At 34.6% G+C, this 15392-nt stretch carries 16 protein-coding genes; 10 read left to right on the top strand and 6 right to left on the bottom strand.

The genetic code is table 11. The annotated features are described in order from the left end of the window. Complete coding sequence (locus JJL45_RS08595; protein ID WP_068602880.1) at nucleotides 1-489, bottom strand: SRPBCC family protein; 489 nt, start codon at nucleotides 487-489, stop codon at nucleotides 1-3. A 121-nt stretch (nucleotides 490-610) separates the two neighbouring features. Continuing rightward, the gene (gene ychF, locus JJL45_RS08590) at nucleotides 611-1705 is read right to left on the bottom strand and encodes a redox-regulated ATPase YchF (RefSeq protein ID WP_067150719.1); all 1095 of its coding nucleotides are present in this window, start codon (nucleotides 1703-1705) and stop codon (nucleotides 611-613) included. Nucleotides 1706-1885: 180 nt separating this feature from the next. On the opposite strand from ychF, the gene JJL45_RS08585 reads away from it, so the two are divergent. Next, nucleotides 1886-3355, top strand: coding sequence for a carboxypeptidase-like regulatory domain-containing protein (locus JJL45_RS08585; RefSeq protein WP_068602882.1), 1470 nt, complete (start codon nucleotides 1886-1888; stop codon nucleotides 3353-3355). A 78-nt stretch (nucleotides 3356-3433) separates the two neighbouring features. On the opposite strand, the gene JJL45_RS08580 is transcribed toward JJL45_RS08585, so the two are convergent. Beyond that, the gene (locus tag JJL45_RS08580) at nucleotides 3434-3787 is read right to left on the bottom strand and encodes a 4Fe-4S dicluster domain-containing protein (protein ID WP_068603129.1); all 354 of its coding nucleotides are present in this window, start codon (nucleotides 3785-3787) and stop codon (nucleotides 3434-3436) included. A gap of 67 nt (nucleotides 3788-3854) precedes the next feature. Here JJL45_RS08580 and JJL45_RS08575 point away from each other — a divergent pair, with 67 nt between their 5' ends. The 4 genes from JJL45_RS08575 to JJL45_RS08560 all read left to right on the top strand — a co-directional run bounded on the left by JJL45_RS08575 (nucleotide 3855) and on the right by JJL45_RS08560 (nucleotide 7972). Further along, on the top strand, nucleotides 3855-4913 hold the full coding sequence (locus JJL45_RS08575) for an acyl-CoA reductase (RefSeq protein ID WP_068602883.1): 1059 nt from the start codon (nucleotides 3855-3857) through the stop codon (nucleotides 4911-4913). A 76-nt stretch (nucleotides 4914-4989) separates the two neighbouring features. Further along, entirely contained in the window at nucleotides 4990-6054 is a 1065-nt protein-coding gene (gene serC, locus JJL45_RS08570; protein WP_068602884.1) for a 3-phosphoserine/phosphohydroxythreonine transaminase, read from the top strand. Nucleotides 6055-6236: 182 nt separating this feature from the next. Continuing rightward, complete coding sequence (locus tag JJL45_RS08565) at nucleotides 6237-7187, top strand: D-2-hydroxyacid dehydrogenase (RefSeq protein ID WP_067150707.1); 951 nt, start codon at nucleotides 6237-6239, stop codon at nucleotides 7185-7187. Nucleotides 7188-7333: 146 nt separating this feature from the next. Next, nucleotides 7334-7972, top strand: a complete 639-nt coding sequence (locus tag JJL45_RS08560; protein WP_068602885.1) for a DUF937 domain-containing protein — start codon at nucleotides 7334-7336, stop codon at nucleotides 7970-7972. An 85-nt stretch (nucleotides 7973-8057) separates the two neighbouring features. Here JJL45_RS08560 and JJL45_RS08555 read toward each other — a convergent pair whose 3' ends face one another. Further along, nucleotides 8058-8672, bottom strand: a complete 615-nt coding sequence (locus JJL45_RS08555) for a DUF502 domain-containing protein (protein ID WP_068602886.1) — start codon at nucleotides 8670-8672, stop codon at nucleotides 8058-8060. Nucleotides 8673-8924: 252 nt separating this feature from the next. Between JJL45_RS08555 and JJL45_RS08550 the strand changes: the two genes are divergently transcribed. The 5 genes from JJL45_RS08550 to JJL45_RS08530 are packed head-to-tail and all read left to right on the top strand — an operon-like array spanning nucleotide 8925 to nucleotide 13053. Then, complete coding sequence (locus JJL45_RS08550) at nucleotides 8925-9362, top strand: DUF6146 family protein (RefSeq protein ID WP_068602887.1); 438 nt, start codon at nucleotides 8925-8927, stop codon at nucleotides 9360-9362. Nucleotides 9363-9388: 26 nt separating this feature from the next. Next, the gene (locus JJL45_RS08545) at nucleotides 9389-9700 is read left to right on the top strand and encodes a DUF6787 family protein (RefSeq protein ID WP_410529916.1); all 312 of its coding nucleotides are present in this window, start codon (nucleotides 9389-9391) and stop codon (nucleotides 9698-9700) included. Further along, entirely contained in the window at nucleotides 9701-10033 is a 333-nt protein-coding gene (locus tag JJL45_RS08540; protein WP_068602888.1) for a hypothetical protein, read from the top strand. Nucleotides 10034-10063: 30 nt separating this feature from the next. After that, nucleotides 10064-12463, top strand: coding sequence for a TonB-dependent receptor (locus JJL45_RS08535; protein ID WP_068602889.1), 2400 nt, complete (start codon nucleotides 10064-10066; stop codon nucleotides 12461-12463). A gap of 38 nt (nucleotides 12464-12501) precedes the next feature. Beyond that, complete coding sequence (locus JJL45_RS08530; protein ID WP_068603131.1) at nucleotides 12502-13053, top strand: type 1 periplasmic binding fold superfamily protein; 552 nt, start codon at nucleotides 12502-12504, stop codon at nucleotides 13051-13053. A gap of 85 nt (nucleotides 13054-13138) precedes the next feature. Here the strand turns inward: JJL45_RS08530 and guaB are convergent, their stop codons facing one another. Then, on the bottom strand, nucleotides 13139-14605 hold the full coding sequence (gene guaB, locus JJL45_RS08525) for an IMP dehydrogenase (protein WP_068602890.1): 1467 nt from the start codon (nucleotides 14603-14605) through the stop codon (nucleotides 13139-13141). Between the two features lie 75 nt (nucleotides 14606-14680). After that, on the bottom strand, nucleotides 14681-15385 hold the full coding sequence (locus JJL45_RS08520) for an Insecticidal toxin complex protein (protein WP_068602891.1): 705 nt from the start codon (nucleotides 15383-15385) through the stop codon (nucleotides 14681-14683). Between the last annotated feature and the right edge of the window lie 7 nt (nucleotides 15386-15392).

Below are 15392 nucleotides of genomic sequence, written 5' to 3'. Positions count from 1 at the left end.
CTACCCCTTACCAATCATTTGAAGAAAATCTAGAGTGTTTTCACTTTCGGCAACAAACTTTAGCATTTTGTTTCTCGTCTTCAAAAGGTTGGTGATATACCGCTTTAGAAATAACTTATTGATTATTCTCCCCAAAATACCTAACGGTGATTCAAAATGGAATGTATTCGTCATAATGGTGATACCATTCTTTTCTTTGAAACGATGCTCGTGACGATAGGATTTAAAAGCACCTAAAACCATTTCATCTACGAAATAATACGGACTTTCAAACGCTACAATTTTTGAAGTTAAGTGCTGAACAACACCCAAATGATTGGCTTCCCAACTCACCCACTCCCCTTCAGAAATGAGTCCTGTAGTTTTTCCAGCAATAGGAATTTCCTTAGTCTGCTTTAAAGATTCTTTAAGCATATCGATGCTTCTTGCTAAATCAAAGCAGGTTTTAATATCGGAATGTATCTCCGACTCAAGAACGATGGTTGGCATTTAGTTGGTTGGTTCTAAAATATTTGGTGCGCAAACATAGTCAAATTCCATTAGAGAAAAAATAGAACTTGACTCGAACCCACCAACTTTACATAAAATTCCCGTTAACTTAACGTTTAGTTTATACGTTAAATAAGAAGTGCATGACATCGCCATCTTTAACGATATAATTTTTTCCTTCAACACGCATTTTACCAGCTTCTTTAACTTTAGCTTCACTACCGTACTCTACATAATCGTTATAAGCAATTACTTCGGCACGAATAAATCCTTTTTCAAAATCAGTGTGGATCACACCAGCAGCTTGAGGTGCGGTAGCTCCTATATCAACCGTCCAAGCACGAACCTCTTTCACACCTGCTGTAAAATACGTTTGTTGGTTTAATAATTTATACGCCCCACGAATTAGTTTCGCCGATCCAGCTTCATCTAAACCAATGTCTTGTAAGAACATTTGGCGCTCTTCGTAGTCTTCTAATTCATTAATATCTGCTTCCGTACCAACAGCCAAAACAAGTACTTCGGCATTTTCATCTTTAACAGCTTCTTTAACTTGCTCCACATAAGCGTTACCTGTAACAGCTGCACCTTCATCGACATTACATACATACATTACAGGTTTATCGGTAATAAACTGCGATGGTATTACAAAATCCTCATAATCTTCTTCAGAAAATTCTAAAGCTCGCACCGATGTTCCGGCCTCTAAACCTGCTTTAATTTTTAATAAAACAGCTTCTTCCTTTTGAGCCTCTTTATTTCCTGTTTTAGCAGCACGCTTCACTTTATCTAACTTCTTTTCAGCAGTCTCTAAATCTTTCAATTGCAGCTCCATATCGATCGTTTCTTTATCACGAATAGGGTTCACATTACCATCAACGTGAACAATATTATCGTTATCGAAACAACGTAAAACGTGTAAAATAGCATCAGTTTCACGAATATTAGCTAAGAACTGATTTCCTAAACCTTCACCTTTACTAGCGCCTTTTACTAAACCTGCGATATCTACAATCTCTACGGTAGCAGGAAGCACACGCTCTGGATTAACCAAGCTTTCCAACTTCTCTAAACGAGGATCTGGTACGTTTACAACACCTATATTAGGCTCTATAGTACAAAACGGAAAGTTAGCACTCTGCGCTTTGGCATTAGATAAACAATTAAATAATGTTGATTTTCCTACGTTTGGCAATCCTACTATACCTGCTTTCATTTGAAAAATGTATTTTTTATTTCCGAGACATCGGAAATCTTCTTTTTAAATAATAATTTAGCTCAAGAAGTTACTAACTAGATAGCAACTTGTTTTGCGAGTGCAAATGTAGTTAATTCCTTTATTATTTTTTGTAACAATTTTAAGCTTTAATTGCTGAATGCCTATAAACTAGTTTCAATGAAATATTTATTGCTTCTTCTCCTACTTAACGTGACTAGTTTCATAAGCTATTCTCAAAATTTTAGTGCTCAAATTGTAGCTGAAGACGATAAAAAAGCCATTCCCTATGCCACGGTAAAAACCAATGTAAATACAGGTGTTATTTCTAATGAAGAAGGCTTTTTCACCCTTATTATAAGCGATTCTATAACATCACTTACCATTTCATGTTTGGGTTTTGAACAAAAAACAATTCCGGTAGACCAGATAAAAACCGAACATGCTATTATTGAATTAAAAACAGCTATTAATCAATTGGATGAAGTTATTATTAGTAATAAACCCCTAAACGCCGAGAGTATTATAGCTAAGGTTCGAGAAAACATCAGCTCAAACTATAAAAACCATCTCATTAATCATGGTATTTTCAGTCGTACGACCAATTATGCCGATTTTAAAAAGCTAGACTTTGAAATTGAAAAAGCCTCACATATTAAAAAACGAAATTTACAATCTGCGAATCGCGAATTGGAAGCCATGGCTAAAGAAGTCAAGGAGGGGAACATCATTCAATTTGAAGATTTTAAAGGGAGTTTATATGTTTTGAACAAGGACAGCACCAAAATAGAAGCTAGTAAAGCTACCAAAATCTTAGATTCTAAGAATAACTTTTCACTCGATGACATTCAAGAAAAATCACAACGCATCGTACTGAAATACTTAGACAGCTCAAAAACCTACAAAATAAAATCAGGCTTTTTTAAGCTCGAAGATTCTCTCGATTTGAACGACGACAAGGTTCAAGATCTTCAAAAAAAAGAATATCAATTAAATGCTTTAAACAGCTCTACCAGAAAAACGTTACGACGTGCCCTTTTTTATAAAAACTCGTTTATAGACAAATTAATAAACCCGAAATTATACGATTACACACTTAAAACAACCACATTTAACGAGACCCTTACCTATGTTATACAATTTACACCAAGTAAGGAAAGAGCTAAATACACGGGCTTAATTTATATAAATGGCGACTCGTTTGCTATTACCCAAGTCGATTACGATTTTTATGAAGATCGACACGGTAAAAAAATAAATTTCAAATTCCTTTTAGGTCTAAAGTACATCCATTCCATTAGCAACGGCACGATTATATTCGAAAAAAACAACCATAACCTTTACCAACCAAAGTATATAAAACATAATTATGGCAGTTATTTCTATGCTAATAGAGATGTAAAATTTATAGAAAACAGTAGCGATAGATACAAAGTAAGATTTAGTTGTAGGCTGGAAGGTGATAATCGTTTTAAACAGGAAATCCTTTTCACGTCCCATTCTAATTTAACTTCCGAAGAATTCCAAAATATGAAACAAAATAAAGCCATTGAGTACACACAACTAGACGCCTTTGATAAAAGCTTTTGGGGAAATGAAGAAATTCTAGAACCGCTTAATGAGATGAAAAACTTTAATGTTAATCCTTAACTTTTAACTTAACACAAAAAAAAAGGTCTCAAACAATGCTTGAGACCTTTTTTTGATATGTTGTAACGGCACATCGCTCTACCCATCAGGGTGCATAAAGCGTTGTTTCGCTAATAATTCGTCTTCTGTTTCCACATGATCATCATCAGGAACACAACAATCTACAGGACATACTGCAGCACACTGTGGTTCATCATGGAACCCTTTACATTCTGTACATTTATCTGGAACGATGTAATAAACCTCATCACTTATAGGTTCTTGAGCCTCGTCGGCATCAACTTCTGTTCCGTTTGTTAATACTACTTTTCCATCCAAACTAGTACCATCTTTGTAGCGCCAATCATCTGCCCCTTCGTAAATTGCCGTATTCGGGCATTCCGGTTCACATGCACCACAATTTATACATTCGTCTGTTATTATAATTGCCATAGCGTTTTTTCTTTCTAAATTTGCAACAGCAAAAATAACGCCTAAACCTTTCATAACCAAATTCAGAATGCAATTACAAGAAAGAATTAATGCTTTTATAAAATTAGGAGATTTTTTAAGGCAATTTTCTAACGAAGTTATCCAAAAGGATCATATTGTTGAACATAACGATATTTTCTTCGACGGCTTTAAACATCAATTAAAATTAGCAGAAGAACACAATGGTTGGTTTACTCAAGAAAACATACGCTTTGCTTTAAAATCTTGGGCCGATGCTTTAACCCTTGAAAATATTAATACCTGGTTAAAACCTTATATCATTGAAAATATCACACCAAAACAAGTAGCTATTATCATGGCTGGAAATATTCCTTTGGTGGGGTTTCATGATTTTTTATCGGTATTAATTAGCGGGCATCATGTATTGGTAAAACAATCATCTAATGATAAACACCTCCTGCCCTACTTAGCAAAATATCTTGAATATGTAGAACCCCAATTTAAAGGCTGTATCACTTTTACTGAAGGTAAGGTAGAAAATTTCGATGCTGTAATTGCAACAGGTAGTAATAACACAGCGCGTTATTTTGAATATTATTTTAAAGACAAACCTTCTATTATACGAAACAACAGAAATTCGGTTGCCGTACTTAGTGGCGAAGAATCCGAAGACGATTTAAAAAATCTTGCTGAAGACATTTTCAGATATTATGGTTTGGGTTGTCGTAATGTATCAAAAATATACGTCCCAAAAGACTATACATTCGATGCTTTTTTTGAAGGCCTCTATCATTGGCATCCTATTATCGAAAAAGCCAAATACGCCAATAATTACGACTATAATAAAGCTGTGTATTTAATGAGTGAATTTGACATGCTAGAAAATGGATTTTTCATGATTAAAGAAGACGAAAGTTTAGCTTCACCTATAGCGACTGTTTTCTATGAATATTACGAAAATAAAGCCCTTTTAGAAGAAAAACTAAATGCAAATAAACAGCAAATTCAATGCATTGTGTCTAACGGATTTACAAAAAATGAAATCCCGTTTGGAGCCACTCAAACACCCCAACTTTGGGATTATGCAGATGATGTAGATTCCGTTGAATTTTTATTAGCGATTTGACCAAACTTTTAAAGAATTTTTAATTAAAAATATGGAATTAATTAAGACCTTTACATCTTAATTTTTACCAAGAAAAATGAAAAAACATAACTTTAGTGCAGGACCTAGTATTTTACCACAAGAAGTTTTATTAAAAGCTTCTGGAGCAATTGTAGATTATAATAATAGTGGCTTATCCTTAATTGAAATCTCTCACCGAAGCAAAGACTTCGTTGAAATTATGGAAAACGCAAGAGCTTTAGCATTAGAGCTTTTAGGGTTAGAAGGAAAAGGTTATACCGCATTATTTTTACAAGGTGGAGCAAGTACACAGTTTCTAATGACGGCATTAAACCTTTTAAATAAAAAAGCAGGTTATTTAAACACTGGAGCTTGGAGCGGTAAAGCGATAAAAGAAGCCAAAAAAGTAGGTGAGATTATCGAAGTAGCTTCGTCTGCCGATGCCAACTTTAACTATATTCCTAAAGGATTCGAAATTCCTTCAGATTTAGATTATTTACATTACACATCAAACAATACCATTTTCGGAACACAATTTAAAGACATTCCTCAAACTAACGCACCTTTAGTATGCGATATGAGTAGTGATATCTTTTCTCGTGTTATGGACTATTCAAAATTCTCTTTAATTTATGCTGGAGCTCAAAAAAACATGGGTCCTGCAGGAACAACGCTTGTTGTTGTTAAAGATGAAATTTTAGGAAAAGTATCTCGCGATATTCCTTCTATCTTAGATTACCAATTACACATTAAAGCAGGTAGTATGTACAACACACCTCCTGTATTTCCTGTTTACACCTCTATGTTAACTTTAGAGTGGTTAAAAGGTTTAGGTGGTATTGCTGGTATCGAAGCAGAAAATGAAAAGAAATCGACGGTTATGTATTCTGAAATTGACTTAAATCCATTATTTAAAGGTTTCGCTGCTAAGGAAGATAGATCGCCAATGAATGCGACTTTCAACTTAACTGATGAAAGCTTAAAAGACACTTTTGAAACCATGCTTAAAGAAGCTGGAATTAGCGGTGTAAACGGACACAGAAGTGTTGGTGGATATAGAGCTTCAATGTACAACGCACTTCCTTTAGATAGCGTAAAAGCTCTTGTAGAGGTTATGAGCGAATTAGAAGCCAAAGCGTAATTATAGTTTGCTTTTTCATTTCCACGAAAGTGGAAAACGCTTTAAGCTAACAAAAAAAATAAATATATTAAGATTCCCACCTTCGTGGGAATGAACAAAATAAAATTTAATTTTAAGTTGAATGGTTTATCGTTCGTTTAAAGGACTTTTAACTTTTAACTTTTAACTTTTAACTTAGAAAAATGAAAGTATTAGCAAACGACGGGATTTCTCAAAGTGGTATCGACGCACTTGAAAAAGGTGGTTTCGAAGTCATTACTACCACGGTAGCCCAAGAACAATTAATTAATTATATTAACGAAAAAGACATCACTGTTTTATTAGTTAGAAGTGCTACAACAGTACGTAAAGACTTAATAGACGCTTGTCCAGGATTAAAAATTATTGGTCGTGGTGGTGTTGGAATGGACAACATTGATGTTGAATACGCTAGAGAAAAAGGACTTAGTGTTATTAACACGCCTGCTGCCTCTTCGCACTCGGTTGCCGAGTTAGTATTCGGACACTTTTATGGATTAGCACGTTTCTTACATAACTCTAATAGAGATATGCCACTAGAAGGTGATCAAAACTTTAAAGGTTTAAAGAAAGCTTACGCTAAAGGAACCGAGTTAAAAGGAAAAACTTTAGGTGTTTTAGGCTTTGGTCGTATTGGTCAAGCAACTGCTAAAGTGGCTTTAGGTGCCGGAATGAAAGTTGTTGCTTTCGATCCTTTCTTAGAAAAAGCTAATTTAGAATTAGAATTTTTCGACGGACAAACCGTAAACTTCGAAATTGAAACGATTTCTAAAGAAGAAGTTTTAAAACAAGCTGATTTCATCTCGTTACACGTTCCTGCTCAAGATAACTACGTAATTGACGAAGCAGAATTTAACATCATGAAAGATGGTGTTATTATCGCTAACGCGGCTCGTGGTGGTGTAGTTAATGAAGTAGCACTAGTAAAAGCTCTTGAAAGCGGAAAAGTTTCTAGAGCAGCTTTAGATGTTTTTGAAAAAGAACCTAAGCCAGAAATTCAACTTTTAATGAACCCTGCATTATCATTAACACCACATACAGGTGCTGCAACTAACGAAGCGCAAGACCGTATTGGAACCGAGTTAGCTGAGCAAATTATTAGTATTCTTGGATAATATTTTATCAAAAGGGTGAGCTTTATTAAATAAATAAAACCTTTTTTAAAATTCTAAATGATATTAAAAAGTCCTGACCTTATGGTTGGGACTTTTTTTTGTACCTTAAACCTATATATTAAATTAATCCATTAAACTTTAAAATCATGTCTGGAATATTAGATTTATTAAACAGCGACCTCGGTAAATCCATTGTAAACGGCGTAGCTGGCGAAACGAACCAACCTCAAAACAAAACACAAGATGTTTTAACCATGGCACTACCCTTATTAACTGCTGCCATGAAACGTAATGCCAATTCTCCTCAAGGTGCCGAAGGACTTATGAATGCTTTAAACAGCAAACATGACGGCAGTATTCTAGATAATCTAGGTAGTTTATTTGAAGGTGGAGTAAACGCCGATGTTATTAATGACGGCGGAAACATTTTAGGTCATGTTTTAGGATCTAAACAACAACACATTGAGAATACCCTAGGAGCTAAATCTGGTATGGATTCCAATTCCGTGAGTCAGATTTTGAAAATAGCAGCACCTCTATTAATGGGTTTGTTAGGCAAGCAAACTAGGCAACAAAATGTAAACACTCCAAATGATATGGGAAGCCTTTTAGGAGGTCTATTAGCAGGAAACGATTCAGGACATGAACAAAACTTCTTAGAAAGCATGCTAGATGCCGATGGTGATGGTAGCGTTATTGATGATGTGGCCGGTATGATGCTTGGTGGTGATAAAAATAAAGGTGGCCTTGGAGGAGTATTGGGCGGTTTATTTGGCGGAAAATAATCCAATCTATTATAAATGAAAAAAGCTGTGTGATACAATTTTTGATTCGCACAGCTTTTTTTATATCTTAATTACCAGCTCCGATTTATTTTTTTGAAAAAGTTGAATTATCGAATTTACCTTCGATAATTTTATTAGAATCTACTCCTAACTTTCTATAAAATTTCATAACATTAATTTCTTCAATATCTATCTTTTTTAAGCGATCCCATTTCACAATAACAACATCACCCGCCATAGGGTTTGGTGAGCCAGGAATAAATACGGCATTAAGCTCATCATCTATGCGCTCCATTAAAAAACCAATTTGCCAAACTTCTTCAATATCAACAAGTACTACATCTTTTAAATGTTTGGAATCCAATCCTGCTGCAGCTTCCGTCATGCCTTTTAGTAATGAATATCCAGGAACGTTAGACAAAATATTGTTCTCTATCCAATCCTTAAAACGTGTAGCATTATTGGTTCTTGCAAACACCCCAGCAATAAAACATAAAATAAATAATAGCACTACAGCAATAAATTTAGATGTTATTTGTCCGCCGAAAAAAGTAAAATCAATTTTATCTGCAATAGGTCCTACAACTTTTCCAAAAGCATGTAATATTTTTTCAATTAAGAAAATCACTAAAAAGATGGGAATGATAAAAAACAATCCGCCAATTAAGGTTGTTTTTATAAAGGATAAAATACTTTTCATAGGGTTTTGTTTAAAAGTATTACAAGATATAAATTCAATCTTTTGGATACTATTGTCAATACATTTTTTTTAAAAGTTGTAATTCATATTAATTAGGAACACCATCCTTCGGAGTAACTTCAATATCAGCTTAATATTTAAAACACTTTTTGTATCTTAATCATAAATTACATTAGAAAAAGATTCTGTTTTTATCTTTAAAAGGCAACAATTTAATCAAGCAAGCTTAAAACAACTTATGAAAATGTATTTATGAAAAAGTACTTATACGGTCTACTAATCCCCATATTCATTATGGGTTGTCATTCAATAAAATCGGGCTCTACTGTAAATGATGAACGTTTGGAAGCACTAAAAGAAATCGACACGGTTACAATCGCTAACGAGGAAGCTGGTTATGAAATTATTATAATAGAACCTGGTTTTAATTTTTGGGTGGCTAGCACAGCGAAACCAAGAGGGTATTACTCTCAAAGTTTTTTGGAAAATAGAAACTTTCAATACGTTATCGAGTGGAATCAGCGCGTATTACAACCACAACGCTACTCTCCAAATTTATATGAATTACAAATTAATTATAACCAAGGTATCGATTATGGATACGAAGTAAATTATCTTCTTTATAATTATTTTGTTTACTTCCAACTTACCTACAAACAAAGATTAGGACCTTATGTTCCTAGAATTTAAAATAGAATTAATACTTTTGCAGCCAAATGAAATTTGTGAATAAACTAAAAGAACGTTGGGACATTGAACATAACTGGGAAGTTATTGTCATACTTGTAGTGTTTTCTATTACAGGCTCTACGGCATCCTTCATTGGAAAACCTATTCTAAATTACTTACATATTACAAGCGAAAACCTTGGAAGTTTTGGGTATTGGACTATTAGAATTCTTTTATTATTTGTGATGTATCAATTCATGCTTGTCTTTTTTGGGTGGCTTTTTGGTCAATATAAATTTTTCTGGAACTTCGAAAAGAAAATGCTTCGTAGAATTGGATTAAAACGTTTTGTAGATTAAATGATTGCAAAAAAGCAACATATCATTTTTAGAATACTCACTCTATGTGTTGTGGCTACGTTGTTGTTTCCTGCTGCGTCAAAGTTCGCGCATGTTTTAGAACATCATAACCACAAAGTATGCTCTGGCGACGATTCCACACACTTTCATCAGGTTGATTTAGATTGTGAGTTTCAAAAGTTTCCTTTACACACACATATACTTTTAATTGATACTATGGCCTATTGGTTTAAAACCAATCCTCCTGCTAATGTATCTATTACAAGTTATAAAACGCTCAAAAATCACAAACCACTTTCTTTTTCTTTAAGAGGACCTCCTGTTTTAGTTTAAAATTCATTTTTTAAACTAAAACAAAATTCAATGAAACAATATTTATGGATTGTAGCACTTTGCTTTTATAGCCTAGTCTACACCCAAAACTGTACACATACCCTAAATGGAACGGTAAGCGATTTTCATGACGGCACTCCTCTATCGGGAGCTACCATTCATAATGAAACCGCTAACACCTATACTGCTGCAGATATAGATGGTAAGTTTTCTTTTTCCGATGTATGTGAAGGCACTATTGTACTGGTTGTTACTCATGTGGGTTGCGATCCCAAACGTTTAGAGGTAGAGATTCCTAAAAAACTACATATAGATATTCATATGGAACACCATATAGAAGCACTACATGAAGTTTTAATAACGGGTACTACTAAGGAAGAAAAAACGTCCATCCAACAAACAGTTCATAAAAAACAAATAGAAGCCTTCACCGATAAATCTTTAGGTGATGCCCTAAACACACTTAGCGGCGTATCCTCTTTAAACACGGGAAACACCATTGTAAAACCCATGATTCATGGCTTACATAGTAGTCGGTTAATTATTGTAAATAACAATGTACGACTGTTCGATCAGGAATGGGGAGACGAGCATGCGCCTAATATTGATATCAATACAAGTAATCAATTAGAAGTGATCAAGGGCGCCAACACGTTAAAGTACGGTAGCGATGCCATAGGCGGATTAATTCTTGTTAAACCAAAAAAGTACGCCTCTAAAGACAGTATTTTTGGTAGCACTTCACTTTCGTTGAACACAAATGGATTTGGTGGAAATGTGAATTCAGAACTCGTTAAAACATACAAATCGGGATATTATGCTAAAATACAAGGTAGCTACAAGCAATTTGGCGACTTTAAAGCTCCCGATTACTATTTAACGAATAGTGGGATAAAAAACGCTAATGTTTCAGCCAATGTGGGCTATACCAGTTTTGAAAAGGGATTTGATGCCTATTATAGTTTTGTTGATAATGAATTAGGCATTTTAGCAGCCTCCCATATTGGGAATGTAAACGATTTGGTTACAGCCATAAATAGCCAAGAACCTCGAATTAAAGATGATTTCTCGTATAACATTGGATATCCCAAGCAGCAAGTGTCACATCAGCTAGGTAAGGCTGAAGCTTATAAGCGCTTTAAAAGGTTGGGGAAATTATCGATGCAATACGATTTTCAAATTAATAGAAGAAAAGAATTCGATTTACGACGCGGTGATGATGCTAATACACCAGTAATAGACCTTCGTTTATTTACCACGTCGTTTCAACCTAATTTGCAAATAGACGTCTTTGATAAAGCAGAAATTAATACCGGTTTCCTGGTGCGTTTTCAAGAAAATGATGCCGTTTCAGGAACTGGGGTGAGTCCTATAATTCCAGATTACGAAAAATATGATGCGGGTATCTATGCTACTGGAAATTATAAGCTGAATTTATTTAGTGAAATCAGTGCTGGTTTTAGATTTGACTTTTCTGAAATTAAAGCAAGAAAATGGTACAATACCACCGATTGGGAAGAGACTTATAATTATGATGAATTATTCCCAGAATTTGAATCTGGAATCACAAATAATTCTAAAACGTTAACCTATCCTGAATTTTCGTTTTCTAATTTCTCTGCTAATTTGAGCTATATGAGACATTTTAGCGATGATTTTGAATTGTTTTTAAATTATGGCTTAGCATCTAGAATGCCAAATCCTTCCGAGTTATTTAGTGACGGATTGCATCATAGTGCAGCAAGAATTGAAATTGGAAGTCTAACCCTTGGCAAAGAGATTTCGAATAAGCTGGTTGCTTCATTACAGAGAAATAATCAGTATTTCGGATTCACCCTTAGCCCATATGTCAATTCTATTAAAGGCTATATGCAGCTTATTCCTACGGGCATTACCACTACCATTAGAGGCGCTTTTCCTGTTTGGGAATACGATCAGGTTGATGCTACCATTTATGGCGTAGACTTAGATTTAGACGTGAGAATTAACAAACAACTTAGTTATAAAGGAAGTTTTGGTTGGTTACAAGGCACAAATCAAACCGAGGATATACCGCTTATAAATATGCCTGCAGGAAACTTTACCAATAGTATTTCCTACTACAATGAAGATTTAAACCAACTGTCTGTTAGTTTAATAAATAAAACTGTATTACAACAAAAAAATTACCCCGATTATAATTTTTACACCTACAACGCTATTACCGACAGTTATGATTATGTTGATATTAGTACCCCTCCTTCTGCCTATACATTATTTAGTTTTACGAGTTCTGCATATTTTAAGGTATTTAAAAAAAGTACTTTAAAGCTAGAATTTAATATCGAAAATATTTTCAATACCTCTTACAGAGACTACTTAAATAGACTTCGATACTTTAGTGATGAATTAGGAAGGAACATTAATTTAAAAGTTAAAATAAATTATTAAAAAAAATTAATATTATGAAGTATTCAAAATTAAAAACTATGAAAACAGTAAAATTATTAGCCCTATTTTTTGTGGCAAACCTAGCTTTTGTAAGCTGTTCTAGCGATGATGACGGTCATGATGATCACGATCACGAAGAAGAACTGATTACGACCGTTATATATACTTTATACCACGGAAACGACATCGTAACCTTAACTTTTCAAGATTTAGACGGTCCTGGTGGAGCAGACGGTACTTATGTTGTTTCTGGACCTTTAGCGGCCAATACAACGTATTCTGGAACAACAGCTTTATTAAATGAAACTGAAAACCCTGCGGAAGATATTACTGAAGAAGTAGAACATGAAGGCGATGAACACGAGTTTTTCTATGTTTCTTCTCTAGATGATATCACTATCTCTAAATTAGACCAGGATGAAGACGGTAACCCAGTTGGCATCGAAACAAGCTTAACTACAGGAGATGCTGGAACGGGATCGCTTACTATCATTTTAAAGCACGAACCAAACAAACCGAATAACGGTACGCCTGATGATGCTGGAGGAAGCACAGATGTTGAAGTCACATTTCCTATTACAGTACAATAATAATTTGGGGTTATTTTGTTGTATATACAGATAAAAAAAAGAGGCTTATGGCCTCTTTTTTTTATTATTTAAATATTGTCATTTATTACCTTGAATAATTCGGAGCTTCTTTAGTAATCGTTACATCATGAGGATGACTTTCGGCAATTCCTGAAGCTGTTATTTTTACAAATTCAGCATTCGTTTTTTGTGCTTCAATAGTTGCAGAACCACAGTAGCCCATACCAGCTCTTAAACCACCAATAAATTGATGCATGGTAGCGTATAATTCACCTTTATAAGGTACACGACCTTCAATACCCTCTGGAACTAATTTTAAGGTATCATCTTCTTTTCCTTGGAAGTAACGATCTTTCGAACCATTTTTCATAGCCTCTACAGACCCCATGCCACGGTAAGACTTAAAACGACGTCCGTTAAATAAAATAACTTCACCTGGAGCTTCTTTAGTACCTGCTAATAAAGAACCCAACATAATTGAATCGGCTCCTGCAGCAATGGCCTTAGGGATATCACCTGTATAACGAATTCCACCATCTGCAATCACTGGAACACCAGATCCTTCTAAAGCACTGGCCACATTCATAACGGCAGATAATTGCGGATATCCAACACCAGCCACCACACGGGTAGTACAAATAGACCCAGGACCAATACCTACTTTTACAGCATCAGCACCTGCAGCTACTAAATCTAATGCAGCTTTTTCGGTTACAATATTACCAGCAACGACATCTAAATCTGGAAATTCAGCTTTAACTTCTTTTAATTTATTTAAAATATTTATGGAGTGTCCGTGAGCAGAATCTAACACAACAGCATCAACACCAGCAGCAACTAAAGCTTTTACTCGATCTAAACAATCTTGAGTTACACCAATAGCGGCAGCAACTCTTAATCGCCCGTATTCGTCTTTATTTGCACTTGGATTTTCTCTTACTTTAATGATATCTCTAAAGGTAATTAAACCAACTAATTTATTGTTATCATTAACTACAGGTAGTTTTTCAACTTTATTATCTTGTAAAATGTCTTCAGCTTGTTTTAAAGACGTCCCTTCCTTTACAGTAATTAGTTTTTCAGAAGTCATAACCTCCGAAATTAATCGCTTTTCATTCTTTTCGAAACGTAAATCACGATTGGTAACAATACCAACTAATTCATTGTCATCATTTATTACAGGAATACCACCAATTTTATGTTCAAACATAAGATTGTTAGCATCTAAAACAGTGTTATGAGGTTTAATAGTTACCGGCTCTAAAATCATTCCGGCCTCAGAACGCTTTACTTTTTTAACTTCTAAAGCTTGTTCTTCTATTGACATGTTTTTGTGCAAAACACCAATACCACCTTCACGAGCCATCGCAATTGCCATTGCCGCTTCTGTTACCGTATCCATCGCCGCAGAAATAATAGGCGTGTTTAATGGAATGTTTCTTGAAAATTTTGAGGTAATATTTACCGTGTTTGGCAATACTTCGGAATACGCTGGTACTAAAAGTACGTCATCGTATGTTAATCCTTCATTGATTATCTTTGATGTAGACATGTGCAATAAATTTGTCATTTAATTGCATGCAAATATACGGCTTTTAATAACATTAAAGTTTTTAGAAGCGTTAAATTATTTATAATGATTTTTGCAATAATCACGTAAAACATTTAGAGCGTAATCGTATCGGTTTTGAGTCACATCAATATCGTTTGTAAACCGAATCGCTTTGGGAACCAATATTTTATAAAACCCCTTGCCTTTGGCTATACGCTCAATGGTTTTAAGGCTACGTTCATCTATATTACTATAAACCTCCTCCAACCAAATGTATTGCTCTTTATACACTACGGCTTCATCCCATTTTAAAGCCCCTTCATCAAGTAGTACGCTATTATTTTCATACAAGGCTTTCATAGGTTCAAAAGCGTGCACAAAAACGGTTTCACTTCCTTGGTAAGCGAAGGTTTTAATGTTTTTAGTGGTGAATAAACAAAAAGGGAATGTATAAATGAGCTGCAATTTTATGGATACAAAGTGGGCCATTTTTGGCCAAACAACCTGGCAATCCCTTGTTTTCATGGTGGTATTATACCAAACATAAAAATCGCGACGCTGTTTTATAGTTTCATACTCTAAAGGACGGTTATGCTTCAGGTTATAAACATTGGCATTTTGCCACGCCGTTGTGTTCTGTTTTCTATCAGATTTTAACCAATCTGATGCCTTTAATTGACGTTGCCCCGTTTCCTTCTCGTAAGCTCTTAAAGACTTCCACTCCTTAGCATGCCCTAGCGTACTAAAACAAATAAAACAGACTAAGAGCAATAATCGCATAAGCGTT

It is taken from the genome of Tamlana sp. s12 (genome assembly GCF_016767215.1).
Classification (GTDB): Bacteria; Bacteroidota; Bacteroidia; order Flavobacteriales; family Flavobacteriaceae; genus Pseudotamlana; species Pseudotamlana agarivorans.
Note: the sequence above shows the minus strand (reverse complement) of the source record. Positions and strands in the feature narration are given on the sequence as shown.